General features: G+C 42.4%; 17 protein-coding genes. 3 read left to right on the top strand and 14 right to left on the bottom strand.

Features of this window, described 5'->3' with window-relative positions:
* Positions 1-4 precede the first annotated feature (4 nt).
* The 3 genes from NST74_RS06605 (at position 5) to NST74_RS06595 (ending at position 2,512) form a co-directional block, all read left to right on the top strand.
* Positions 5-502, top strand: coding sequence for a sensor histidine kinase (locus NST74_RS06605; RefSeq protein WP_341111054.1), 498 nt, complete (start codon positions 5-7; stop codon positions 500-502).
* Positions 472-1,296 carry an ATP-binding protein gene (locus NST74_RS06600; protein ID WP_341111053.1) on the top strand — a complete coding sequence of 275 codons (825 nt, stop codon included), beginning with the start codon at positions 472-474 and terminating at the stop codon, positions 1,294-1,296. The genes NST74_RS06605 and NST74_RS06600 overlap by 31 nt, the downstream gene beginning before the upstream one ends.
* A 70-nt stretch (positions 1,297-1,366) precedes the next feature.
* Entirely contained in the window at positions 1,367-2,512 is a 1,146-nt protein-coding gene (locus NST74_RS06595) for a response regulator (RefSeq protein ID WP_341111051.1), read from the top strand.
* 81 nt (positions 2,513-2,593) lie between these two features.
* Here the strand turns inward: NST74_RS06595 and NST74_RS06590 are convergent, their stop codons facing one another.
* The 14 genes from NST74_RS06590 to ilvB all read right to left on the bottom strand — a co-directional run bounded on the left by NST74_RS06590 (position 2,594) and on the right by ilvB (position 24,720).
* Positions 2,594-4,342 carry a glycoside hydrolase family 35 protein gene (locus NST74_RS06590; RefSeq protein WP_341111049.1) on the bottom strand — a complete coding sequence of 583 codons (1,749 nt, stop codon included), beginning with the start codon at positions 4,340-4,342 and terminating at the stop codon, positions 2,594-2,596.
* Between the two features lie 30 nt (positions 4,343-4,372).
* Positions 4,373-6,034, bottom strand: a complete 1,662-nt coding sequence (locus tag NST74_RS06585) for a DUF4091 domain-containing protein (RefSeq protein ID WP_341111047.1) — start codon at positions 6,032-6,034, stop codon at positions 4,373-4,375.
* Complete coding sequence (locus NST74_RS06580) at positions 6,031-7,314, bottom strand: Gfo/Idh/MocA family protein (RefSeq protein WP_341111045.1); 1,284 nt, start codon at positions 7,312-7,314, stop codon at positions 6,031-6,033. Before NST74_RS06580 ends, NST74_RS06585 begins: the two co-directional genes overlap by 4 nt.
* 52 nt (positions 7,315-7,366) lie before the next feature.
* Positions 7,367-8,260, bottom strand: coding sequence for a carbohydrate ABC transporter permease (locus tag NST74_RS06575; protein ID WP_060625478.1), 894 nt, complete (start codon positions 8,258-8,260; stop codon positions 7,367-7,369).
* A 9-nt stretch (positions 8,261-8,269) separates the two neighbouring features.
* Positions 8,270-9,160, bottom strand: coding sequence for an ABC transporter permease (locus NST74_RS06570; RefSeq protein ID WP_341111043.1), 891 nt, complete (start codon positions 9,158-9,160; stop codon positions 8,270-8,272).
* 90 nt (positions 9,161-9,250) lie between these two features.
* Positions 9,251-10,990, bottom strand: coding sequence for an extracellular solute-binding protein (locus NST74_RS06565; RefSeq protein WP_341111041.1), 1,740 nt, complete (start codon positions 10,988-10,990; stop codon positions 9,251-9,253).
* 126 nt (positions 10,991-11,116) lie between these two features.
* Positions 11,117-12,457, bottom strand: a complete 1,341-nt coding sequence (locus NST74_RS06560) for a response regulator transcription factor (RefSeq protein WP_341111039.1) — start codon at positions 12,455-12,457, stop codon at positions 11,117-11,119.
* A gap of 2 nt (positions 12,458-12,459) precedes the next feature.
* Positions 12,460-14,199: a sensor histidine kinase gene (locus NST74_RS06555; RefSeq protein ID WP_341111037.1), complete on the bottom strand. Its 1,740-nt coding sequence runs from the start codon at positions 14,197-14,199 to the stop codon at positions 12,460-12,462.
* 130 nt (positions 14,200-14,329) lie between these two features.
* The gene (locus NST74_RS06550; RefSeq protein ID WP_341111035.1) at positions 14,330-15,172 is read right to left on the bottom strand and encodes an MBL fold metallo-hydrolase; all 843 of its coding nucleotides are present in this window, start codon (positions 15,170-15,172) and stop codon (positions 14,330-14,332) included.
* Between the two features lie 412 nt (positions 15,173-15,584).
* Positions 15,585-19,361, bottom strand: a complete 3,777-nt coding sequence (locus NST74_RS06545; RefSeq protein ID WP_341111033.1) for a collagen binding domain-containing protein — start codon at positions 19,359-19,361, stop codon at positions 15,585-15,587.
* Positions 19,362-19,679: 318 nt separating this feature from the next.
* The gene (locus NST74_RS06540; RefSeq protein WP_341111031.1) at positions 19,680-21,221 is read right to left on the bottom strand and encodes a 2-isopropylmalate synthase; all 1,542 of its coding nucleotides are present in this window, start codon (positions 21,219-21,221) and stop codon (positions 19,680-19,682) included.
* A 101-nt stretch (positions 21,222-21,322) separates the two neighbouring features.
* Positions 21,323-22,315: a ketol-acid reductoisomerase gene (gene ilvC / locus NST74_RS06535; protein WP_036679485.1), complete on the bottom strand. Its 993-nt coding sequence runs from the start codon at positions 22,313-22,315 to the stop codon at positions 21,323-21,325.
* A gap of 177 nt (positions 22,316-22,492) precedes the next feature.
* Positions 22,493-22,981 carry an acetolactate synthase small subunit gene (gene ilvN / locus NST74_RS06530; RefSeq protein ID WP_209445830.1) on the bottom strand — a complete coding sequence of 163 codons (489 nt, stop codon included), beginning with the start codon at positions 22,979-22,981 and terminating at the stop codon, positions 22,493-22,495.
* Positions 22,978-24,720 carry a biosynthetic-type acetolactate synthase large subunit gene (gene ilvB / locus NST74_RS06525; RefSeq protein ID WP_339289680.1) on the bottom strand — a complete coding sequence of 581 codons (1,743 nt, stop codon included), beginning with the start codon at positions 24,718-24,720 and terminating at the stop codon, positions 22,978-22,980. The genes ilvN and ilvB overlap by 4 nt, the downstream gene beginning before the upstream one ends.
* Positions 24,721-24,845: the final 125 nt, after the last annotated feature.

Here is a 24,845-nt window from a genome sequence, read left to right as displayed (position 1 = left end):
TGTTGTGGCAGATGAAAAAAGGCTCATCCAGATTTTGTTCAATCTGCTTCAGAATGCTGTTAAATATACGAGTACAGGCTCAGTGACAGTCCATGCGGATATTCATAAAGGTTTGGCGCGCATCCACATTACGGATACTGGGATTGGGATGAACGAAGAAACACAGCTAAGAGCCTTTCAACCCTATGAGCAGGGTGACTCAAACATGACAGCAATCAGTGGTGGAATCGGATTAGGCTTAAGCATATGTAAACAACTGGTTGAGCTTCACGGTGGAGAGATTAGCGTAAAATCTTCACTTGGCAAAGGCTCTACTTTTACTTTTACTATGCCTCTATCCGATGCCAGCATCCAAAAATTCAATTCAGAACCCCCAACAGTGTCTGAATACAAGGACAAGCAATCCCAAATCACGCTATCCGAAATTGCCGCTACGTCTACTTCATCAACGGATGGAGAAGACCTAGGATTTTGGCTGTCGATGATGATCCCGTTAATCTGAAAATCCTTACTAGCGTACTGTCCATCAAAGACTATGCAATGGTTACGGTAACCAGTGGAATCGATGCTTTAATAAAGCTGGATACGGATCATTGGGATTTAATCATTACAGATGTAATGATGCCCCAGATGTCCGGCTATGAATTAACAATGAACGGCTTCGTCTGGAAGCAGCGTATCTACAAGCGCAAATACAACCACATTTCTTACACATTAAATTCTATATCTGCACTGGCATCTTTTGATACAAAGCGTATGAGTCATCTCATTGATGCCTTTAGTTCTTATTTGCGCTTAAGCTTTAACTTTTTGAACGCTGAGCCGATGATACCGATTGAACACGAGCTTGAGCTTGTCCGTGCCTATCTGTACATAGAGAAAGAGCGCTTTGAAGACAGGATGACCATCAACTGGGATTTACCAGAGAACCTGCATTTTCAGTTACCACCCTTGACCCAGCCACTTGTTGAAAATGCCGTTAGGCACGGTATATTAAGCCGCTCCAAAGGAGGTACGCTTACAATATCCATCAAAGAACTGGCTAATGATATTGAGATTACGATTGCTGATAACGGTAAAGGTATGACTGCCGAACAACTTCAACAACTACTGAGCAGTCAGTCTAATGTAACACAAGGGATTGGATTTCTTAATACACATAAGCGGTTGTTACGTGTCTACGCTACGGGTTTGCAAATTAAAAGCAAGGAAGGGCAAGGAACTTCAGTAAGTTTCATAATCCCTTCTGAAAAAAGAAATATGATTCGCAAAAATTCCTATTCACAGACAGACTAGAATGAACCGAAATAGAGGTAAGAGTTTATTGTTTTTTGCTAAAAATACTATGTTGAGTGGTGAAATAACAATGATTCAAGCAGTGTTGGTGGACGATGAACGGCTTGCCCTCGTAAAATTAGAATTCATGTTAAAAGAAATGGAATCTGTTCAAATCGTCGCATCCTATACAGATCCTGTCCAAGCCATACAAGAAACTCCAGCATTGGAGCCTGACGTTATTTTCATTGATATTGAAATGCCTGAAATAAGCGGTCTTCAGGCTGCCGCAATTCTGCAAGAGGTCTGTCCAAACGCAAATATCGTTTTCGTGACCGCGTATAACCAATATGCAGTGGAAGCCTTTGAATTAAACGCGATCGATTATATATTGAAGCCCGTACGACATGACCGGTTGCTCAAGACCGTGCAACGCTTGGAGGACAGATTGAAGCTTGCTCCAAAAAGCACAAGGATAGCGCATGAAATAACGATTCGTTGTTTTCAATCGCTGCGCTTTGAACGAGGAGGACAGCCATTGAATAATCTCCGCTGGAGAACCTCTAAGGCTCAAGAATTGTTTGCTTTCTTGCTTCATAATCGCAACCGATTTGTCAGTAAAGACACCCTGATTGACCTACTATGGCCAGACTTCAACCTTAAAAAGGCTTCTACCCATCTCTATACAACCATTTATCAAGTACGGCAATGCTTAAAGCAGAGTCAGGTGGACCTGCATATCAGCAACGTCAGTGGCGGTGAAGGGTATTCGCTTGAGACCGGTCCGCTTCTAATTGATGCAGCCCAGTGGGAGCACAACATTCTCGCACTCGAAACTATCACAGAGGACAATTGTGCAGAACATCAAAGCTTATTTGATTTTTATTCAGGAGATTATTTTGGAGATTACGATTATCTGTGGGCAGAGGGCGAACGACAACGCCTGCGCACCATTTGGCTGCACCATGCTATGGGGATGGCCCAGTTCTATATCGACAGCAACAGAATTCCTGAAGCTGTAACCGTGTATCAAAGGGTAGTACAGCTCCAGCCCTATTTTGAACAAGGACATTTAGGATTAATGAAGGTCTACGACAGTATCGGGGAACGTTCCGCTGTGGAAGAACAATACAAAATTCTCAAAGATCTATTGATAAGTGAACTCAGTATCGGACTCCCAGCCAGTGTTGAAGAGTGGTACGAACAATGGGAGCTCCATAACCTCAGAGTTCAATAAACAAAATATACTTTCTGAACATAACAAAGACATCCGATACTATCTGGGTGTCTTTGTTATTACGATATATTATATGCCCTATTATCCTAATTCCGGTTGATCTACGAAGGTAACAGCGGTATCTGAAGTGCTGTGCAATTCAAAGATGACAATCTCATTGTCGCCTTGTTTCAATAGAGGACCTGGCACATACATTGTTTTCTGTGGTCCGATATTCCAATAGCGTCCAAGGTTGAACCCATTAATGAACACGACGCCTTTAGTCCATCCTTCCATGCTCAAGAAAGTATCACAAGGTTCATCCACAACCAAGGTGCTGCGGAAGAAGCTAGGTTCCACTTGCCTGAATAAACCTTCAAACTGCAGACCAGATAAATCCGTTAATGGCAACGTATAAGTCGTCCATTCCGACAGAAACTGCCGTCCATAACGCACCCCTTCGGTAATCCCTTTACAATCTCTCATAAAAGGACCATAGTTGACGCGTCCTAAATTCTCCACAAGTATACTAACATGCAGCCCTGCGGCCGGTACCTCGAACTCTAATTTCACCTCTGGCTCTACACGATCTAAGGTTGCAGTGAGCTCTCCATTCAGAAAGACTAATGCACGATCATGTAAATCTTGGATGAACAACTCGTCTTTGGGACGAGGTCCTGTAAGGAACGTACTATAATGAATAAAGCCATAATCCTGACCCAATTTCTCCATCGGTTCAGGGTATGCAGAATGAATGGGTACAGAAATGCGATTCAAGTTTGCGGTAAGTGAAGTTTGCTCCTTCATCTCTACTCTCCCATATGCTCTCTTAGCTACAGGAGCTGGAAGCTCAATGGGTCCGAGATCTACATATTTGGAGATCACTTCACGAACTGCATAATATTTAGCTGTCGGCTCACCGGATTCACTCAATAAGGAATCATAGTCATAACTAGTAATTGTTGGTTCATAGCTGTCAAAGGTATGTCCATTCGCTCCGTTGTAGAACCCAAAGTTGGTTCCGCCGTGGAACATATAGAAATTGACGGATGCGCCTAAACTAAGTATCTCATCCAATACCTTCGCTACATCCTCAGCCGGACGCGTATGATGCTCCTCACGCCAATGATCAAACCAACCGTTCCAGTATTCCATACACATGATTGGAGCCTCTGGTTGGTATTCACGGAGCTTGTTGAATGCTTCTACTGGACGTGATCCAAAATTCACCGTCTCCAGAACACCTGGGACCATACCTCCCTGTAACATCGCGTCTTCAGGTCCATCGGAAGTGAATAATAGTACATCTATCCCACGGGAAATCATGCTGTCTTTTAAATGAGTCAAATAGCGCTTGTCATTGCCGTAACTTCCATACTCATTCTCAATCTGCATAGCAATGATCGGGCCGCCATTTGTACATAACAGTGGTTGTAATTTGGGGAGCAATACATCATAATACGCATCTACATGATCTAGAAATGGCTTATGGTAGCACCGAAGACGCATATCCGAATCAGCTAGCAACCAAGATGGCAGTCCACCAAATTCCCATTCTGCACAAATATAAGGTGCTGGACGAACGATGACATGCAGACCCAAATCTCCTGCCAATTCAATAAACCGGACTACATCTGCCATGCCTTCAAAATGAAGTTGGCCTTTCTTCGGCTCGTGTAAATTCCATGCCACATAGGTTTCAACCGTATTTAAGCCGCAAGCTTTTAATTTGATAAGACGATCTTCCCAATGTTCCGGTAGAGTCCGAAAATAATGGATGGCTCCTGAGATAAGCCGTATCGCCTGATCGTTATAATAAAAGGAAGATCCTGAATAATGAAAATTTGCCATATTCACAACACCTCGTAATGGTATGATCACTTAAGTAGAATAACTTGCTATCGCTTGATTGATCCGCTCTCTTGCCTCTAAGAGCCATGTTCCATGATCCCTTGGGTATACAGAGAAGGTCAAAGATGTACTCAGACCCTCTTCCATAATGGCTATCGTTGCTTTCTTGCCAATTTTCTGCTCAAGTAATTCTAATGCGCGCAAATCCTGTAACCCTTCATATAGAACTTCTAATCGAATGGATTCAATCGGGCCTTCTTCTCCCGGATAGACCAAGTAGGCATCTCCTGAGGGAAATGCATGCTCAGCGTCAGTCGTACGATAAGGGTCCAGTTGCTGATTCAATGAATTTTGCGAGTACCAAAAGTTATAACCCCAATGCAAGAAGCCCTGTAATCCGAATTTATACAATTGAAACCCGATTATACGATTTCTAGCAGACGGCATGTTGAAAAACCGGTTGGATACTTGTTCACCTTGAGCGCAGCAATAGTACGTCCAAAGGTCTGGAACCTGATGTTCTAAAAACGGCTCAATATGCGTATTCGCAGGAATCGGCCTTTTCACCAGGCCCTGTTCATACAACTCCAATTCGGACAAAGCGTCCATGATCGGGTAACTTGATAAATGTTTATAAATGATCTCACTTGCAGCTCGGTACGATTCCAAATGTTCCTCTCCTGGTTCATCTGAAATATGGAACCAGCTTTGCTGGTCTATTCCCTGCTCTTTCAAATATTGATCTAAGCTAGGTAATAATTGATCCAAGAAACTACGGTATTCCGCCGAGGATGCGTCCGTATCCCAGCCGAATAGTTGCTGATCTTCACCTTGAATGGTTACCATTATTTTTGGTGCACATTTTGCACCCCATTGAGTAAATAAATGAGAGAACTCAAAGTATTTGAAGCCAAGTCGGCGGCACATCGATACCCAACGAGTAAGCAGATCAAATCCGAATTCATAACGATCTCCCGCTTTAGTCACGGATATCAATTGAACGGTTGGACGTACTCCACCAATGGCTGTATCCAAAGGCGGTGTAAACAACGGAGTTAAGATCATGTTCATACCATGCTTAACCATCGTATCTGCATAACGTTCTATAAGGGCCCAATGCGCTTCACTAAATACTTCGACACCATACTTTGTAGCAAGACAATCCACATGGAACCATTCCGTATGAATTAGCTGTTGCGGCGGTAGTGTTGCAGGGATGACGGTTAACTCGAATACATCCGATTCACCTAACATCTGCCCTTCAGATGATTGGAAGAAGACCTGAATAGTGCGAAGCCCCGTACTCATTGTTTCATCCAAGGTTATCGTCACCCATAAAGATCGCCATTGTCCCGGGATCGATGAAATATATTGTTGATCCAGCGTATACAATGGATCTGGATATAATCCCGGCGTAGTTCTTAGCACATCGTCATCATGATTTTTGAAACAAGGCATTTCTGAGGGAACAAGTCCAACGGATCTTATACATATTAAATCTGGAAGAGATGACTTTACCTCTACTTCAATATTCTTTAAAAGTGTATCTGAGGTATAAGCGACTTGGAACGAAAATGTTTCTCCAACAAGTGCGGTTGCACTGTGATAGGATTCATGATTCGGCACTTCATCAGCAAATACCTTAACCAACGAACTTAATAACATCGTCTGAAATGGCTGCGGAGCATTCATCGTTGCTTCACCTCTTCATCATTACAGACACTTTGTGCAAATTCTTTCAGAACAATACTGTTGCCCTCAATGCGAGATTGCTCTGCTGCAAAAGCCATAAGGTGACTTTGAACGGAATGATTGGCTGATGTAAGACCTTGAATCTTCCCTTCCGCTCGAACCAGCTTAACAAAATCTTTGATTAACCCCATATCGCCGCCGCCATGACCAACATGACCACCTGCATTCTCGAACGAGATTCTCTCTACCTTACCGCTGCCAAAATGGAGCACTTCAATTTCATTCTTCTCCATCGCACCGCGAATTTCTCCCGTGGTACCCATCAGCTTGAGGGTACGACTTACATCTTTAGTAAACGCACTCATTGTAAAAGCTATAGTTACGGAATTAGCGAATTCTAGATTTACCACTTGATGATCGACGACATCATTATCACAATGATAGACACATCGTCCATAAGGTCCTTCCTGAAGAGCCTTCAGGCGGGCTTCGTAGCTTGGATCATCGCTAATTGCCGATGTAGGCCAATCTGTATCCTCTGTTAAATATTGATTAGGAGCATAATAGAGACATTTATCTGCTGCTGGGCATCCATCAGTGCAACGTAGCGGGGCTCCTTCAGGTGCTTCACTAGATTTGAAATGAGACAGTGAGCCAAAGGAAGACACTCGAACACATTCTGAATCTGTCAACCAGGAAAGAATGTCCAGATCATGACAGGACTTAGCGAGAATCATCGGACTGGACTCATCCTTTTTGCGCCAATTCCCTCTTACGAAGCTATGAGCTTGGTGCCAGTAACCCACGTTCTCATTATGTTGAATGGACATCAATTGTCCGATCGCACCACTCTCCAGCAGCTCCTTGATCGTAGAGAAGAAATTGGTATATCTCAAAACATGGCATATTGAGAAGACACGATTCACTTTAGAGGCCATTTCCCCCATAAGTACACATTCCTTGGCATCAGGGGACATCGGCTTTTCTAATAGCACATGATACCCTGCCTCCAGCGCTTTCATTGTCGGCACATAATGCTGATTGTCTTGGGTACAGATAAATACCGCATCTGCTATTTTCGGGGAGGCAAAAAACTCATCCCAATGGGTAAAGCACACGTCATCAGCCAGCTTATGTCTTGCCTTAAATTTATTTCTCCGCTTCGCATTCGGCTCTGCAACAGCTACAACTTGAAGCTCATCGGGGTGCTGAATCGCATATTCCGAATAATTAATTCCTCGCAGGCCCGCTCCAATTAAAGCAACAGTAACTTTCTTCATCGCAATCTGCTCCTTCATATGAGACTTTATACTATGTCTTTACTCTATTTCTTTATTCTTTAACACTACCAACCGTCATTCCTTTTACGAAATACCTTTGTAAGAATGGATACACTACCATAATTGGCAATGCGCCCATGAATATTTGCGCCGTTCGGATCGTCTTCTCACTGAGGTTCTCCATCACCTTGAGCTGCTCAATGGACATCGATGACATCTGGGCATTGATAGACATAATCAAGGTAGAAAGATAGGTCTGTAGTGGATAGTGCTCAGGTGAATTCAGATAAAGGATACCGTCAAACCAAGCGTTCCAATGCCCGACTATGGTGAATAACCCAATCGTTGCGATGGATGGAAGGGATATCGGTAAATAAATTTGCCAAAGTACTCTCCAATGTCCGGCACCATCAATCGTAGCCGCTTCATCCAATTCTCTCGGAATAGATCTGAAGAAGTTAAGCATCAGAACCATATTCCATACATTCAATGCACCTGGTAAGATAAGCGCCCAAATGGAATCGATTAAGCCTGTATTCTTCACTACGATATACGTCGGAATTAAGCCGCCTCCAAAAAACATCGTAATCGCGAATATCCATACATATACGGTTCTAAATTTAAACTGATCATTCGATTTGGAAAGCGGAAAAGCAGTAATAAATACTAGAAACAAGTTAACTACTGAACCGAGCACTACTCGTTTTACGGAGACTCCCAAGGAACGAAAAAACTCTACCTTTTCTCCTAAATATACATAAGCATCCCAGGAAAAGCCGACGGGCCAAAGCTTCACTTCTCCAGCCATCGCAGCTGTATTCGAGCTAAGTGAGATGGAGAGTAAGTGTACAAATGGGATAATGCCGAGTATGGTAATGAAAGTTAACAACAGCGTATTGAACACGATAAATAACTTTCTGCTGGATGATTGTTTATGTAGCACCATCTCCACCTCCTAGAATATGCGGTAATTGTTAAATTTGTAAGCTGCATAGTAAGTTGTTGATACCATAAATAAAGATATTATCGATTTAAAGAGACCCACTGCTGCCGCAGGTCCAAATTGTTGGCTGAACATCCCCAATCGATAGACAAATGTATCTATTATATCTGCACCTGCATATACAGTCGGGTTATACATAATCAATATCTGCTCAAAACCTGCGTTAAGAATACCACCGAGACCTAATACACTAAGTAAAATAATAATCGGTGCTATACCTGGAAGCGTAATATTAAGCATTTGCTTCCATTTCCCTGCACCATCTACCTCTGCTGCTTCATACAGCGTCGCATTAATTCCTGTGATGGCAGCAAGCAGGATGATCATGTTGTAGCCCATGCCTTTCCAGACATCCGAGCCAATGATAATCCCCCTGAACCAACCATTATCAAGCATGAACATGATAGGTTCTAAGCCCATAGAGGAAATTAAGCCATTAATAGGTCCATTCAGAGAGAATAATTCAATAATGACACCCCCAAGGACGGTCCATGAAAGGAAGAACGGGAGGAAAATGGCGGATTGAATAAAACCTGCGAACCATTTCTTAGTAAGCTCATTTAGTAATAAAGCTAGAATGAGCGGGACAAGCAGAGACAATACCATTTTGATGATGGCTATAACTAGCGTATTCCAAAGTACTTGCTTAAAATCCGGTAAATTAAATACATAACGGAAGTTATCTAATCCCACAAAATCGGATTTAAAAAAACCGGATAACGGCTCAAACTGTTGAAACGCCATAACCAGGCCGGCCATCGGTCCGTAGGCATAAATCAGTGTAACAATCACACCCGGTATTAACATGATATGAAGCGGAAATTCTTTCTTCAGTGATTTCATAGATGCCCTCCTCACCAAATTACTCATTTTAAAAACGGGAGGTGAGTCGTTTCACCCGACTCACCTCACCCGCTTTCTTGTTCCTATGATTTATTTCGTAGCTTCCGTGCTATACCATTCATTGACCTCATCGATAATTTCATTACCGCCAAGTGCCTTCCAGCTATCCACGAATTTATCGAAATCATCAAGAGAACCGCCCATGATAATCTTGGTAAAGGACTCTTGCATCAACTTATCCAGCTGCCCCCCCTTTTCCACTACTGTTGGTGTAGGAAGACCGTAAAACTCGTTGTATACAAATTGTTGATTTTCTTTAATTTGTCGTGTTAAGCCCCAGCCACCGTCTTTTGCAGCCCGGCTATAATATTGACCCCAGTTTACACCTTTGGTAGCGTTAGATGTGTCGCCTGCCAGGAAGTCCTTAGTCGCTTTGAAAGTATCCGCAACGGTCTTATAATTTGCATCGTCTATTGTAATTTCAGTCTGATTAGCATCGAGTGCTTTGTTTACTTCCCTGTAAATCGTATCAATATCAACAGGGTTGGCAATCCGTGGATTAAACCAGTTGTATACATAGCCATCTGCCGCTTTGTTCTTATCCTTGTATTTCTTATTACCAACTTCGATGTAGAAATTGAGCATCTTAATCGCTGCTTCTGGGTTCTTCATCTTTTTGTTCACAACGAAAATTTTATTGCTGCGGATTTTTGGAACAAGTGATTTAGCTGGACCATCAATCCCTGGAAGTTGAATTGCAATCCAATCCGCCTTTGGATCTTTATCTACGTTGGAGTTAAGCGGCCAGTTCGGATACCACCACTCTCCGTAGGAAATACCCACTTTACCTGCAGTCAGATCTTCAACAGCCTTATTCTCATCCTTTAGTGCAAACTCTTTATCAATAATTCCATCTTTATACCATGCTTGTAGCTTACCAAGTGCAGTCTTCACTTCAGGCTGAATCAATCCCGGTAACAATTTGCCATCGCCGCCTTTAATCCAAGCCGATTGTTTATCACCAACGGAAGGATAAGCACCGAATCCATTAAAGAAACCTCTGACATCAAATCCCCAAAAGAAGAGATTCTTTTGCATGGCGATTCCATAGGTGTCATTCTTACCATTCTGATCTGGATCATTATGTGTGAATGCTTGTGCAACTTTCTCAAGCTCATCGATCGTCTTCGGTGCCTGTAAACCTAGATTATTAAGCCAATCTTGACGAACCCATAGCAACTGCGTGGATAAGAAGGGATCCTCAAATGCAGGAATACCTAATTGCTTACCATCCGCACTGAATGTTTTCATCGCGAATCCACCATCTGAGTCCATATAAGCCTTAAGAGCTGGTGACGCATATTGTGCATAAGCATCTGTCAGATCAGCAAGCATATCTTGCTTTTTAAGTTTCTCATAGTTCTTCTGATCAACTTCTATCACATCGGGTAGATCCCCCGATGCCATGGCAAGCGAGAACTTCTGCTCAAACTGGGCAGAGGGAACGGTCCATTTGTATTTCACTTCAATATTCATCATCTCTTTGAGATCTTTCAGGTAGGCATTTTGTTCCGGTGTTATTCCGCTTGGGGTTCTTGGATCTTCTGGTGGATTATATCCTAGTATTTCTGTAACAGTGACCGTTTCCGGATATTTCCCTAGTGGATCAGGTGCTTTGGCGCTGTCTGTCGCACTATTCGTAGTGTCTTCCTTAGGCGTCGATGGTGCATTTGCATTTCCATTTCCATTCCCTTGACTTCCACACGCTGACAATAATGAAAGAATCATCGTTACTGACAAAATCATTTTCCATGGTCCCATTTTTTTCATCTGAACGCTTTCCCCCCTTTGTTTGCTGCAATTCTTGTTGTGAATCAGTGTTCCTAGTTATTATTTTAGTCACACGGGAAACCGCTTTCAATTTCACTTTTTTTACATCACTTTCACTTTATTTACTTATTTTGAATTTCGATATTCCTGTGGAGATAAACCCATTTTCCGTTTGAAGAATGTTGTAAAATAGGATGGTGATTCAAAACCGACCCGGATGGCGATTTCATTTAATTTCAGAGTTGTATTCTTCATCAGCTGCAGAGCAACATGCAGCTTCGTCGACTGGATATACTCTAATAAATTTTGACCTGTCGTCTGTTTATAATAACGAGATAAATAGGACGGATTAAGATGCACCTCTGCAGCAATTGAGGTAAGCGATAAATCTCCAGATAGGTTCTCCTGCACAAATTGGTGAATTTGTTCGATGATTAGCGTCTTGAAATCTTCCTGCTCGATTCCTCCAGCTTTGTGCATCGTATCCTCAAGTTGACTTAGTTTCTCAAGGTCTAGGATAAGCATGTGCTGACCTAATAAAGCTCTCTTAAGAATCATAGAGCGCACTGCTTCAACTTGAAGATGGATCGATTCCCAATGGTTAAGTAAATCCCCCGATATTCCGAATGAAACGCAGACACTTAGCAGCTCATCACACTCATTCTGTACAGGCTCTAATATCCCTCTCATATAAGCAACGATTCCAGGCCAATTCACCCCTTGATCTGGATAGTTACTACGAAAGCGATTCAGCAACCCTTCATCTGGTTGAAGCAGCCATATGAATACACGATCATCATAAATCACTTCTTCACATGCAATAGATGCAGGCAGGTGATCATGGAAAATACGCTGAACAGACGGAGGCATTTTAAATTTAGGATCATCTAGTCGATCCAAGATACCCACAAGAAAGAACGAAGGACGATCTAATGCAATGCTGAACTCTACATCCTTGTAACGTGCATTATTGAGTATAGAAGTGATAGACTCCCCACTCAGCACCCGCTCCATCAGCTCTCTCTTTAGGAAGGAACTAGCGATTTGATAGTGCATTTGTGCCTTCTCCAATTGAAGTCTACGACGGTTCTCCTCGTCTAGCTTGTCGACTGCTGCCTTCACAGCTTGGAAAATAGGTTCAATCCCTTCTGTTTTCAGAATGTAATTGTCCACATTCATACGGATCGCTTCGTATACATAATCAAATTCACTGTATCCTGTAAGGAAAATCACTCGGCATAATGGCCAATAATAGACGATTTCGTCCACGAGCTGGAGACCATTCTTCTGAGGCATACGAATATCGCTAACCAAAATATCCAATTTCGTTTTCTTAGCAATTTCAAGAGCTTCGCTTGAGGAGTAAGCTTTTCGTATATCCAGTTCAAATTCTGAGTTATCCTGAAACAGTTGGACTAATCCATTCACAATTACAGGCTCGTCATCTACAATTAGTAATCTATACATAATCACACTTCCTTACTCTCGTATTTAACTATCAGTTCTACCCTCAATCCTCCGTATTTGCTGCGTGAGACAAACAAGCCACTATCTGGTCCGTACTTCAATTGAAGTCTATTATTAACGTTGATTAATCCCGTCTTCTCAACTTGTTTCAGACCCATCGCAAGTTTCTTCTGCAAGTACTCTATTTCCTCATCTTTTAAAAGATTGCCGTTATCTTCAATTGTGATAATTACTATTCCCTCTTCGCATTCGGCACCAATATAGACAACCCCGTGTCGGGAGTCGTCTTCGAAAGCATGCTCGAACACATTCTCAACAATCGGCTGAATAATCAGCCTCGGTACTAAAATCGCATTCCCCAAAACGGGTATTTCTTCATATTCAAAAGAAATACGATTCGAGAAGCGAATACACTGAATTTCACAATAATCAAGCGCATGCTGATACTCCTTAAAGAAAGGCACCTCGTCCGATCCACTTCTCGTGATGTATTGATAGTAGCTCCCTAGCTTTTGGGAGAGCTCAGCCGCACTATCGGAATCTCCTACTTTACACATCATGTAAATATTAAAGAAGCTGTTATAGAGAAAATGCGGGTTAATCTGTGACTGCAATTGCTTCAACTGCGAATGCTGCAGGGCAATCTTCTGTTCATAATTCTCCTCAATAGAACGCTTAAGTCTAGAAGCCATACGATTAAAACTATTAAAAATATAGTAAAACTCATCTTTGGTCTTTGACTCGATGACTAAATCAAGATTATCCGTTTCTACCATACGGAATGTCTTAACCAATTTGGATAAGGGCCTATGAATCATTAGATTTACCGAATAAGAATAAAGTATCATTACCACAATAGCGATGACGAAAGAGGCATATAGTAGTGTATTAAATTGGCTTAAGGGCCTTGTGATTTCATTCTGATTCACGTACATAATTAAGGATAGATTCAAAGAACTGATAAAATTATGGGCAATAAAGTAACTTTTACCGTTCACCTTGTTTATTTCTGGGATATCGGAATTAAACTGATCCTGTTTGGTAATGAGCCTAAGGACCTCAGTAGATACTAACTGATCGTCTGTAGTAGATAGAATATTGCCCAGCTCATTACTTCCCAGAAATACCTCCGATTCTTGATATAAGGTTGCGATTTGATTCAGTGCCTCCAATAGCTTACCTTTTGAGATTTCAATATACGACCAAAGCTCCGCATTATCTCCTGTTTCTATAAGGAAAATCGCATCACCGCTCCGATAGAATGAAGGCTTCTGCTTAACGTTAAGTAACGAGGAAATTTTCTCGTACTCCATATTAGGAATAGACGTGATCCCCGTCTTACCAGAGATCGTTTTGCCCAGAGACTTAACATATACCCCGGCGTTAACCACATATTCGCTTGAGGCAATGATCCGATTCAATAGATCTTCAGCATTACCGATTAATTCTACCTCTTCATACTTCTCTAAACTATCGCCTCGGAAACTAAGCTTTTGTATATTTTTATCTTCTTGAAATTGTAATTGTTGATTGCGGATGAAATATATCTCTTTATCCAGTTGCTTGGAATAGAATGACGCCCCAGCCAGGGATGAGTCCAAAATCGTATTTTTGGTGAATGACATCCCCTTATAATTCACCCAAATATTCATCGATATAAGCGGTATCAAAAAGACGATAAATACGATGACAACTTTCTGATAGACGAACCATTTTACTTTTCCCGTAGCCAGCAGCTTCATTCTCTACCTCCGTATCTACTCATTTTGAGCCCTTAAAGCTATAAAAAAGACCCGTAAAGTAGTCCTTTCCTCAAGGGAGGATTTTACGGGTAATGACTATTCTTTTAATTATAGATAGACTATCATCATGTCATGCTAAGAAGACTTTCATCCCATCATAGGAAATGATGAAATTCTCCTCTGCTGTATTCTTAACTAAAGTATCGTGCAACTCTGCACTGTAGTGAGAGAAATGAGTGAGAATAAATGACGTACTAGTATCACAACTATTTTGGTCAAGCAAACGTTCCCTTACAATCCGACATCCGGAAATCCCCATATGATAATCATATCTATCTTCTAGCCCATAATTACAATCTAGACTAACAACGTCCAGGTGTTTATCACGGAGATAATTGAAGGTTGCATCACTGAATACACCACTATCATTGCCGTATAAGAATCTTGTGTTATTCTGCTCAAGTAAATAGATAAAGCTATGTTCATCCGGCTTGTGATGGGCTGGCAATGCGGTTACTGTCACTTCTCCTAAAGTGAAGGGCATGAAAGGCTGGATGATATGAAACTCGTAAAAAGGATCTTCAATCTTATCGGTTCCATAATCATAGCGAAGAGCTGACTTCATCGTTTCTTCTACCGTTTCATTTCCGTAAATATGTAGTTTTTTTCCACTCTCCTGCAGCTGACAATACCAATGCTCATGCCTCATCATGAGCTCTGCTGCTGCAAAATGATCAGTATGCGAATGCGTAACAATCAAATGATTAACTTTCCCCAAATCCAATTTGTAACGAAGCTTATTCATATACATGTCAGGTGAGAAATCCAGCAGCAAATCAGAGTTAATAAGCGCTCCTGTACGAGCGCGAATATTCTTGCCACCAAGCTCCATCGCCATAGAGCAACGTTCACATTGACAAAATAAAGCTGGATAACCCTCACTTGCTCCAGTTCCTAAATACATAAATTCCATGGTATCATCTCCCAGCGCATTTTATGATAGCGCTTACTATTTAGTGAAAAAAGATATAAGCTAAATAGTGTCGCTGGCGCTACATTACGAATAATGAGCGAAAATCCCATTTTCGTCAAGGTTCACTTTGTTGGGAGTTGGGTAGCTCATCCGACTGGCACAGCCTCAAATTCAGTTTGTGTAACTTGGTCCTTGCGTTTGAGCAGGCTGTACGTTAGAGCGTGGAGATGCGAGGCTAAAGCCAGGCCCGGAAGCCCCCTCGAAGTGAAGAAGGTTATGAAGCGAGCAGCCATAGACCAAAAAATAAAGAGTAAGGCTCCTCCAATAAGAGGAGGAGCCTTACTCCGTTGACTTTTATACTATGGAGTTGAGTGCCGCCTGTCTTCGCTCGCACCCTTGTCATTACGATGTATTAATTACTTCGTTTAAATCTTCGAGCTAACACAAATCCCACAAGAACTAGACTTCCACCTACTAAGTAAATAGGTAGCGCACTGTCTTCTCCCGTTTTCGGGAGCTGAGTTGGTTTATTGCTGTTATCCCCTGGTTGTTTCACTGTACCTGTCGGTACTTCCTCAACATCAATCTCAATCTCGATCTCTTCTTCATTTCCATTCTCATCTGTCACAATGATCGTGAACTTGTCTTTTCCAACGTAACCTGGATCTGGTGTATAAATCCACTTGCCGTCTTTAGTAATTGTTACCTTACCATGATCGGGCTTATCACCGATACTTGGCACGCCCCCAAGTGGGATTTCGCCTTCAAGCGGAATGTCCTCATCAGTTGTCAGATTCTGCACAGGTGGTGTTACCTGAGGAACCATAGGCGTACTAGTTGCCAACGGTGTGACTGTTGGTGCTGCTGTTGGTGTCACAGTTGGCGTTGCCACCACAGGTGTTGCTGATGGAGTAGCAGTAACGATTGCTCCCGGTATTGACGTCGGGGTCGACACAGGGAAAATTGGATTGTCTGGCGTCGACGTCGGTGTTACTGTCGACACAGGCGTTTCCGTCGGCGTTGGTGTTACTGGTGATGTTGGTGTTGTTGTCGACGTCGGCGTTGTTGTCGACGTCGGTGTTGTTGTCGACGTTGGTGTTGTTGTCGACGTCGGTGTTGTTGTCGGCGTCGGTGTTACCGTCGGCGTCGGTGTTACCGTCGGCGTCGGTGTTGTTGTCGGCGTTGTTGTCGGCGTTGTTGTCGGCGTCGGGATTTTATTGGTTATTGTTAACTTATAACCTGCCGTTGTATTAATATCCACTTCATGTGGTGTTGGATCAAGAATATAACCAACTGGTGCTTCTGTTTCAATTAATACATATTTACCACCTGGCAGCTTGGTAAATTCAAGTATCCCATCTACACCCGTAGCACCCTTTTTAATCCAAATCTTGTCCTTATCAATGACACGATAGAGATCAAAGACAGCGCCACTTAGCACCTTAGCATTATCCTTATCATCTACCTTTGTAATCGTTAATGGACCTCTTACACCGCTTCCTGTACCGGAACCGCTAGAGAGCTTAACTGTAATATCCTCAGTAGATTCATGTGGAATGACCTTGATGTTCTTACCATCAAATTTAACCTTGTTTGTAACTTTATCATTATGATTTGCGGTGATCAGAGAATCATATTTTAGAATGTAAGCCTCTGAAATATCTTTTAGGAAACTAAGCTTAAAGCTTTCCTTTCCATCGATATCCGTAGTAATCTCCAGCTTGTAGTCCGTATCTCTAATCAATTCTTGAGAAGTTTCTTTTACAGTTCCATCACTTAAGACTGTCGTTTTAAAGACATGGAATGTATTAGACAAGAGCATTTGATTATCACTCGGAATATCCGTAATTACAGCCTCTGTTACAAAAGATTGGTTACGGTTGATATTAATTACCCAATTAATCTTATTACCATTCTGTGATCCAGTTTTATTAACGTATTCCCCACCTTGAGGGACATTAACCGAAGCTTCCAGCTTTGCAGACTCTTTTGTATTACCGTCATATAGAATAGCTGTATTGGTAATTTCACTTAAATCAATCGCTTGATCAACAAACGTAGTTTTGAAAGTGACATAGAACGCGTAAGTAATGGCTTTGTTAAATGTTACCTTCAGTTCACTGCCAATCACCTTTGCTTCATAATCATTGGAATCCACATTGGCTCCCGGAGTTGGATCTCCATTCTTTCCATACCCCCATTTGTAAACTTTTACAGAATCCTTAACAACAACTTGGCCAGCCGGAATGGAATCAACAAGTTCGGCATTCTTTAACGTTTTCTGATTATAATTGGCGCCAACGTTCCAAGTAATTTCCTTCGTTTGAGCATTGTAAGAACCACTCTTTTTACCGTTGTTCTTTACCTCGGCTCTAGGATCAAAGGTAGCAGTAACTTCTTTTTTCTTCGGCTTACCATTCTCATCCCATTTAAGTGCGGCTGTATTGGAGAACTTGTCCGTATTAGGAGCCAACCAATCATAATTAAAGCTTGTTGTATAAGTAATTGTGTAGGGTTCGGATATCGGATCATTAAAAGTAATTACAAACCCATCAGTAATTGCAACTGGATTACTCTCATTGTAAACAACGCTATGAACGGTCGCAGTTCCACCTTTTGTCGGCTTAACCTTTAATGTATTTGGAACAAGCTTTAGTCCGGCATTACCGAAAGTATCCGTAACCACCAGATTATCCATAGTTACACTATCGTCGTTAATTTGGATGGTCCAATCAACTGTTTTATTGGCATAGTTAACATTACTATAATTTTTATGAAGAATATGCTGCTTGATATAATTTGAAGCGGGTTCAGTCTTTCCGTCATAAGTAACCTTGTTTGTAATCGTAGTATCATCATGAACTCTGTCATTTGCCTTTGTTTGATATTCAATTCTGTAGGCCGAATGAATATCATTGTTAAATTTCAGGTCAAAACCTTTTAAAGCTGTCGCAGTTGTTGGGGTTATCGTATATTCGCTTGAATCAAGCGCTACTGCCCCCTTAACTCCTTGTCCATTTCCGTCGATAGTAACAGGATACACCTTAACAGAACTAAGGATTAGATCTTGTGTATTGTTGAACAAATCATTCAATACAGCTTTTGCAGCTGTAATTGTTTTTTCATTGTAATTGAAATTTACAGCCCAGGAAATTGTCTGAGTCGCTTCATCGTATCCTGTAGATACTTTGGACAGCGGTTTACCGCGCCCTACTGGAACTGTAGCATCATCTTTCTTAGATATTCCGTCACCCGTTAAGATAGCCTCATTCTTAAATGTTGTTGCATCTACACCAGCACCGATAATATCTGTTAAAAATCCGATCCGGTACGCCTTAGTAATCGGCTTGTCATTAAATTTCAGATTAAGCTCTCCAGAAGTGGAAGCTGTCACATCATACTTACTGTTATTCACCAAGCTACCAAGACTTGCAGTCCCATCGACATTCACATCAAGCTCATAAACAGCTATAGATACTGTATTTAGTGACAATTCTGCAGGAAGCTTGTCCGTAACCACCGCATTGTTAATACTGTCTAGTGACTTATTTACATCAACAGTCCATGCGATGCTAGTTGGATTATAATACTGCGGCTTAGGCACACCATTTTTTTCTATCGAAGAACTGTCTTTGGGCTTAAGATTAAGTTCAATGATCTGAGTACCACCCTGTATCGGGAATGTTAGCGTCTGATTTGTGGAGCCTGTAATTTTCTTAGAACTCAAAAGCGATCTTACTGTAAAGGTCCCCCCTACTTGATAGTGGGATTCGATATAATCGTTAAATGTGAATACAACTTTGTTCGTATTTTTGTCGACTGTATAAGTTCCAATAATTTCATCATCAAACATTAAATTATCATTTAGATCGTTATAAAGTTCAAACTGTGTAGGAAGATCAAAGGTAAAGGTTGATCCATCCTCATATTGATGTCCATCAGGAAGTGCCCATGTATAATTCAATTCCGTGTTGGAGTCAAGCTCATATACACTTCCAGTCACCGTACTAGTGTATTTGTCATCTGTGTATACAGCCAGCGTTACACTAGTAATGAGATTATCTCCAATCACAGTCCCGTTTCCACTCGCATATGCTGGCGTATTAAACCCGAAGCCAAAGCTATAAGCCCATTGCGTCACAAGTAATAATACTATGAGCCATGCGCTTATTTTCTTTTTTGATAACATTATTAAAAGCCTCCTTTTCAATTCGTTCATTGTGCTTTACCAAAGCTCTATCTTTGGATACAGTACTCTTATACTCTGCATTTACCTCCTTGAACTTTTCTCCTTCAACAAATTGCCATGCTTACATCTATTGTAAATAGTACATCTATACATAATCTGAACAGATTACTGTATCAGTCTTTTTCATCCCTTTTTATTCCAAATAAAAAAGCAGGGATATGCGAGTAACTCGCTTATCCCTGCTTATCAATAAATACATTTGGACCTTAATTGTAAGGATAGTCAACTTAGAAGAAAGTTAATATAAAAATATTCCTATTAAAGACTAGCGTGATCACGTTTGGTGTAAGTTTTACGTTTCTCCAAAAGCTTGTTCAGCGCATCAATATACGCGCGAGCACTTGCTTCTAGAATATCGGTACTAAGTCCACGTCCCTGCGCAGCAACTTCACCCTGCGACAGTACTACATGAACCTCACCTTGCGCATCTTTACCACGTGAGACGGATTTAATGGAATAGTCCCCAAGGGTAACTTCCTCACCCGTAGCTTTATCAATTGCGTTGTAGATAGCATCTACTGAACCATTACCTTCGGCAACCGCAACAATTGGCTGCTCTTCCGGACCATTAATAATAACCTTGGCGGTTGGAACAGCTTCATTGCCGTAAGTTACGTAAATCGTCTGAAGTCTGAATACTTCTGGCGTATCAATTAACTTCTCTTCAATCAATGCCAAAATATCTTCATCAGACACTTCCTTTTTCTTATCGGCCAAATCCTTAAATCTTGAAAAAGCTGTATTAAGCTCTTCTTCCGATAAATCGTACCCTAGATCACTTAACTTATCACGGAAAGCATGGCGTCCAGAGTGCTTACCAAGTACCAGTTTGCTCTCTTTAAGGCCAATGGTCTCCGGTGTCATGATCTCATAAGTCGTTTTCTCTTTCAGCATCCCATCCTGGTGAATACCCGATTCATGAGCAAATGCGTTAGCTCCTACAATTGCCTTATTCCCTGGGACCACCATACCGGTAAGCTTGCTGACCAAACGACTTGTGCGAGAAATTTCGGACAACGTTAACGAAGTTTTAGCGCCAAAAAATTCAGCACGTGTCTCCAGCGCCAATGCTACTTCTTCAATCGCTGTGTTTCCAGCACGTTCACCGATACCATTTATCGTTCCTTCGATCTGATCCGCACCATTCTGAATCGCTGCGAGCGTATTTGCCGTAGCCATGCCAAGATCGTTATGACAATGAGCACTAAGCTGTACACGTTCAATATCAGGTACATTTTCTTTTAAATATTTAAAAATAGCTCCGTACTCTGAAGGATTCAGATAACCCACAGTATCCGGAATGTTAACAACATTAGCACCTTCTCGGATAGCCATTCCGACCATTTCAGCCATGAATTCATACTCCGTACGACCTGCGTCTTCTAATGAAAACTCAAGCTTAGGAAAATATTTCTTGGCATATCGGATAGCGGATTGTGCAGTTTCCAGCACCTGAGCCTTATCCATCCGGAGTTTATGCTGGCGGTGAATAGGAGATGTAGCTAGAAAAATATGAATGCAAGGGTCCTGTGCCCCCTGCAGCGCTTCTTTTACAGCGTCGATATCTGTCTCTCTAGAACGCGAAAGACCGATTACCGTGACGTTCTTTACAGCTCTTGCTACCGCATTTACTGAAGCCAGGTCACCTGGTGAAGCAGCAGGAAAGCCCGCTTCCATGCGGTCAATCCCCAGCTTTTCCAGCTGGTAGGCGATCTCTACTTTCTCACGCGTGTTAAGGTTCACACCCGGCGACTGCTCTCCGTCTCGCAGCGTCGTATCGAACACATAAATTTTCCGCATGCAAAGCACCTCCCAAAGATTGTGCTAAAACCCTCAAATGCGGCTCGTATAGTCACGGCCGCATTTGAATGGTCACACTATTTAATCATAAGTATATATGATTACTTCTTAATCCAGTGCATCATTTCACGCAATTGGCTACCTACAACTTCTACTGGGTGAGCAGCTTCGTTACGGCGAGTAGCTGTAAGGAAAGCACGTCCGGATTGGTTCTCAAGGATGAAGTCGCGAGCGAATTTACCTTCTTGGATATCCGTCAGAACAGCTTTCATTGCTTTTTTAGTATCTTCAGTTACAATGCGTGGTCCAGTTACATAGTCACCGTATTCCGCAGTGTTACTGATGGAATCGCGCATGCTGGACAATCCGCCTTCATATACCATGTCAACGATCAGTTTCAGCTCGTGCAGACATTCGAAGTAAGCCATTTCAGGAGCATATCCAGCTTCTGTCAAAGTTTCGAACCCAGCTTTGATCAGTGCGGAAACACCACCGCAAAGCACTGCTTGTTCGCCGAACAAGTCGGTTTCGGTTTCTTCGCGGAAAGAAGTTTCGATAACTCCTGCACGTGTACAACCAATACCTTTTGCATATGCAAGACCGATCTCTTTCGCTTTACCTGTTGCATCTTGTTCGATAGCAATCAAGCCAGGAACGCCGAAGCCTTCAACATAAGTACGACGAACCATGTGACCTGGAGATTTTGGTGCTACCAGCAACACGTCGGCATCTTTAGGAGCAACGATTTGTCCAAAGTGTACGTTAAAGCCGTGGGAGAACATCAGAGCCGCACCTTTTTTAAGGTTTGGTTCCACTTCGTTTTTATATACGGATGCTTGAGTTTCATCTGGCATCAGAATTTGCACAACATCTGCACGGGATACTGCTTCAGCTACTGGCAATACTTCAAAACCGTCATTTTTTGCAGTTTCGAAAGATTTACCTTCACGAAGACCGATGACAACTTGTAGACCACTGTCACGAAGATTCTGTGCTTGGGCATGTCCTTGGCTACCGTACCCGATTACCGCAATTGTCTTTCCTTTTAATACACTAAGTTCTGCATCCTGTTCATAGTACGTTGTAACTGCCATTGTCAATATCCTCCTTTAATTTGAGACCCATCATAAAGAGCGGGTGCTTCAAGAGAACTGGATTCATATCCTATCAAGCTCCTCTTCAAGCTCCCGCTCTTTAGCGGGAAGTTCATTCATATCATATCAGATTAATGCAATCAAGCAGTAATCCGTTAAAGTCGCGAAATAAAATATTTAAGAGTTACCGCGCACCATAGCCGTAACACCTGTGCGAGAAAGCTCTCTGATCCCATAAGGCTTCAAAAGCTCGATCATCGCATCAATCTTCTGTGTATCTCCAACTACCTGCACCAGCAATGTTGTACTTCCGATATCTACAACCGAGGCTCGGAAGGTTTCTACAACACCCATGATCTCCGGACGCTCACTTGGATCAGCGTTCACTTTAATCAGAGCCAGCTCACGTGCAACCATTGGCTTAGCTCCAAGATCAACGACTTTGATAACATCAATTAGCTTATAAAGCTGCTTCTCGATTTGTTCAAGGGTATGCTGGTCGCCAAGAGTAACGATAACCATCCGGGATAATCCGACCTCTTCGGACTGGCCGACTGTAATACTCTCAATATTAAATCCGCGGCGACCGAACAAACCTGACACCCGCTGAAGCACACCCGGCTGGTCATTTACGAGTACAGAAATCGTATGTCTTGTCACTGTTATTCATCCCCCATCAGCATATGATCGATGGTTGAACCTTGAGTTACCATCGGGTAGACATTCTCGTCTTTTGGAACAACGAATTCTACCAATACTGGACCCGGTGTTTCCAGAGCTTGCTGCCATGCATCACGAGCCTCTTCCTTATTCGTGGCCCGTAGACCTTTTACGCCATAAGCTTCAGCCAGCTTTACAAAATCCGGACTGCCTGCAAGGTCTGTATAGCTATAACGTTTGTCATAGATAAGATTCTGCCATTGGCGAACCATTCCAAGTACCTGATTGTTAATAACAACGATTTTGACCGGTATGTTGTTAATCGAACAAATCGCAAGCTCTTGGGAACACATTTGCATGCCTCCGTCTCCGTTAATCGATACTACCAATCGATCAGGATGTGCCATTTGTGCACCAATTGCTGATGGGAATCCGAAGCCCATCGTTCCAAGACCACCTGAAGTAATCCATGAACGCGGATGATTGAACTTGTAATATTGTGCTGCCCACATTTGATGCTGGCCAACGTCCGTAGTAACAATCGCCTCACCATTAGTGGTGTCATTAATCATTTCAATAACCCATTGTGGTTTAAGCTCTGTCTCCGAATCTTTATACCGAAGTGGCTGATCAAGCTTCGACTGCGCGATATGCGTTCTCCAAGCATCAGCCTTAGATGCACGGCCAACCTCAGGAATCAGCATTTCCAGTACAGTTTTTACATCTCCAACGATCGGAATATCAGGCGATACATTTTTTCCGATTTCTGCAGGATCGATATCGATATGCACGATCTTGGCTTTTGGCGCGAAGCCGTCCAGCCTACCCGTAACACGGTCATCGAAGCGGGCGCCGATATTAATGAGCAAATCGCATTGTTGAATCGCATTGTTTGCGGTATATGTGCCATGCATACCTGGCATTCCCATCCAAAGCTCTTCTGCACTTGGGAAGGCTCCAAGTCCTAGCAAGGTTGTAGTGATTGGAATCTCTGTCCGTTTCACGAATTCGAACATTGCTTCATGTGCTCCGGAGTAGATAACTCCTCCACCCGCAATGATAATTGGACGTTCAGCAACCGCAATCGCACGAACCAATTTATCAAGCTGCAGTTTGTTTGGAACTGTACAAGGGTTGTAGCCACGAAGATTTACGGTCTTCACTGGTGTGAACAATGTCTTTGCAGCCGACACATCTTTGGGAATATCGATCAACACAGGACCTTTACGACCCGTATTCGCCACATGAAAAGCTTCATGAATGACACGTGGGAGATCCTCAACATCTCTTACAAAGTAGCTGTGCTTAGTGATTGGCATCGTGATTCCGGTAATGTCTGCTTCCTGGAAAGCATCTGTACCGATCAAGCTGGAGAATACGTTACCTGTGATTACAACCAATGGAGTGGAGTCCATATATGCTGTAGCAATACCTGTTACAAGGTTTGTTGCTCCAGGACCCGAGGTTGCGATACATACCCCTGGTTTGCCACTTGCTCTAGCGTAACCGTCAGCTGCATGAATCGCGCCTTGCTCATGACGTGTTAACACGTGATTGAAATCCGTAAAACCGTACAATGCATCATAAATGTACAATACAGCCCCACCTGGATAACCGAATACTGTGTCTACACCCTCCAATACAAGGCTGCGGAGTAGTATTTCCGAACCGGTAATGACTTCCGGCTCCATCCATTTTTCTTTTAGCTGCTCTGTAGACCGTAATTCCGGTATTTGCGCGCTCATCAGTATTCCTCCTCCGATATTTAACATTCATTATGCAAATGACGGACCGTCCTCTATACATCAGCAAATAGTTATTTATAAAACAAAAAAACCTTTCGCCTCCCACGCACAGTATTAGCGCGTGA

This window comes from Paenibacillus sp. FSL F4-0125 (assembly GCF_038008565.1).
Taxonomy (GTDB): Bacteria; Bacillota; Bacilli; order Paenibacillales; family Paenibacillaceae; genus Paenibacillus_AQ.
The sequence above is the reverse complement of the archived record's forward strand: the minus strand, read 5'-3'. Positions and strand labels throughout refer to the sequence as shown.

Coding starts and splice junctions, on each gene's coding strand:
- NST74_RS06555 (WP_341111037.1), bottom strand. CDS start 14,199: ATGAAGCTGCTGGCTACGGGAAAAGTAAAATGGTTCGTCTATCAGAAA.
- NST74_RS06590 (WP_341111049.1), bottom strand. CDS start 4,342: ATGGCAAATTTTCATTATTCAGGATCTTCCTTTTATTATAACGATCAG.
- NST74_RS06565 (WP_341111041.1), bottom strand. CDS start 10,990: ATGAAAAAAATGGGACCATGGAAAATGATTTTGTCAGTAACGATGATT.
- NST74_RS06570 (WP_341111043.1), bottom strand. CDS start 9,160: ATGAAATCACTGAAGAAAGAATTTCCGCTTCATATCATGTTAATACCG.
- NST74_RS06545 (WP_341111033.1), bottom strand. CDS start 19,361: ATGTTATCAAAAAAGAAAATAAGCGCATGGCTCATAGTATTATTACTT.
- ilvB (WP_339289680.1), bottom strand. CDS start 24,720: ATGAGCGCGCAAATACCGGAATTACGGTCTACAGAGCAGCTAAAAGAA.
- NST74_RS06540 (WP_341111031.1), bottom strand. CDS start 21,221: ATGCGGAAAATTTATGTGTTCGATACGACGCTGCGAGACGGAGAGCAG.
- NST74_RS06585 (WP_341111047.1), bottom strand. CDS start 6,034: ATGAATGCTCCGCAGCCATTTCAGACGATGTTATTAAGTTCGTTGGTT.
- NST74_RS06560 (WP_341111039.1), bottom strand. CDS start 12,457: ATGTATAGATTACTAATTGTAGATGACGAGCCTGTAATTGTGAATGGA.
- NST74_RS06550 (WP_341111035.1), bottom strand. CDS start 15,172: ATGGAATTTATGTATTTAGGAACTGGAGCAAGTGAGGGTTATCCAGCT.
- NST74_RS06575 (WP_060625478.1), bottom strand. CDS start 8,260: ATGGTGCTACATAAACAATCATCCAGCAGAAAGTTATTTATCGTGTTC.
- ilvC (WP_036679485.1), bottom strand. CDS start 22,315: ATGGCAGTTACAACGTACTATGAACAGGATGCAGAACTTAGTGTATTA.
- NST74_RS06595 (WP_341111051.1), top strand. CDS start 1,367: ATGATTCAAGCAGTGTTGGTGGACGATGAACGGCTTGCCCTCGTAAAA.
- NST74_RS06580 (WP_341111045.1), bottom strand. CDS start 7,314: ATGAAGAAAGTTACTGTTGCTTTAATTGGAGCGGGCCTGCGAGGAATT.